The following is a 1742-nucleotide window of genomic DNA, read 5'->3' as shown; positions in this document are numbered from 1 at the left end:
GATTTTATATTTATCTTTGATCTGGGTTATCGGTGAGGTACTCATATATCTACTTTTTTGAATTTGCAAATACAAAAATACACCTGTAACCCTTCTTTTACAATACCGTTGCAACAAAGTCATTTAATAATTAAAATAAACTGTTCCCAGATGCGCAATACCCACTTTGTAATCAAAATTCTTAGGGTCTCCATACCCTGTTTTATCAACTCTGGTACGAATAGAAACCCATGATACCCCATTATAATAACCGACAAGCGTTAATACTTCGCCTGTATAACTTTCTTTTACTGTAAATTTTATAGATACTCTGGATGTTCCACCTTGTAAATTGGCATAATATCCTGTTGTTCTTTGTGTGTCTTCTTTTACTTCCTCTTTTTGCTTAACTTTTGCGGGTTGAATTACAGTTTTATTGCCTGATGTTGTGGTTTTAGGAGTTTCAATAGGAGTATAAGTAGCCCATTGAGCGGATGCACTAATACTTACGAATGCAAATAAACAAACTAATAATTGTTTCATAATTGTATAAAATTTGTGTCTTTCCGTTCCCTCAAAAGACAGGTTATATAAAATAAGAAAGTGCAGGAACTGTTAAGTCTTATCTGTCTAAGAGGTATCGCCAAACACCCACCGAACAAATGCAAAACAACAGTCCTGCACTCCTTTATCGTATATATGAATGTATATACAAATCGAAATGCAGGCGTTTGCTGTCTACTAAACTTGTTCGGTTTTGAAAATTGGCGATTTTCTTAGACAAGAATAATATCTTTAAACACTTTTATTAATAAGTCCTTCCGATTACTAACTTTTTAATACATCGGAATTAGAACAAAGATAATAAAAGCGTATCATTTACAAATAGTTGGATTGAGAATTTTTGAAAAGAAAAAATATCTTTTTGATTCTTATCTATTTACAGAATCTTTCTATTACAAAATCAATTAGAATCTGTTACATTCGTTCTAAACTGAATACTTTTTTTAGTAGTTCGGTTTTTATAGAGATTGCGATTGATTATTACAGAGCCGTTGCGCGTTTTTTTAAGCATTCTTTTTCTTCTCGTACAGCGTGGGCGTCTTAAAGGTTACTAAGACGCCTCTTATATATAAAGTTACTTTATATTTAACGGGGAGGGGTATTTCCTGACTTTGACACTTTCATTTTAACAAATTTATAAGATTCACATACACAGTTATTTGCAGAAATTGCGACACCAAAATGGGTGTCGCAAGCCTCAAAAAGTGCTATATTTGCACCATGTTTGTACGCAAAAAGAAAAATCGGTCAGGCACAACAAGTGTCGTAATTGTAGCCAAAGGTAACGGCAAAACCAATTATGTAAAAACAATCGGAACAAGTTCTGATGAATCTGAGATAGAAAGGTTGTATCAGCAAGGCAAGAAATGGCTGTCGGCTTATCTTGGCGAGCGCGATATGTTTGCCGAACACACACGCGAACAGGAAGAAAAGCAGGTAACAGAACGTTTATTGGGCAATATTGAGAACATACTGCTCAATGGAACGCAACTGATATTGAATCATGTGTTTCAATTGGTTGGCTTCGACCGGATTGATGATGAGATATTGAAACATCTGGTCGTATCGCGCCTTTGTCAGCCTCGCAGCAAGGTGGCTACGGTTGATTATTTGAAGTCGTATTTTGACGAAGATGTGGAACTTCACAAGATTTACCGCTATTTGGACAAATTACACGATACTCAAAAGGATCAGGTTCA

The 1742-nt window shown here is 35.1% G+C and carries 1 protein-coding gene and 1 pseudogene; one reads left to right on the top strand and one right to left on the bottom strand.

Going from position 1 to position 1742, the window contains the following annotated elements; translation table 11 throughout:
• Window positions 1-123: 123 nt before the first annotated feature.
• Window positions 124-522, bottom strand: coding sequence for a hypothetical protein (locus ACYPZI_RS15890; protein ID WP_459603342.1), 399 nt, complete (start codon window positions 520-522; stop codon window positions 124-126).
• Between the two features lie 741 nt (window positions 523-1263).
• On the opposite strand from ACYPZI_RS15890, the pseudogene ACYPZI_RS15885 reads away from it, so the two are divergent.
• Window positions 1264-1742, top strand: a pseudogene (locus ACYPZI_RS15885) (IS1634 family transposase); the annotation flags it as partial.

The sequence above is a fragment of the Dysgonomonas reticulitermitis genome, from assembly GCF_054601275.1.
The sequence above is the reverse complement of the archived record's forward strand: the minus strand, read 5'-3'. Positions and strand labels throughout refer to the sequence as shown.

Coding starts and splice junctions, on each gene's coding strand:
- ACYPZI_RS15890 (WP_459603342.1), bottom strand. CDS start 522: ATGAAACAATTATTAGTTTGTTTATTTGCATTCGTAAGTATTAGTGCA.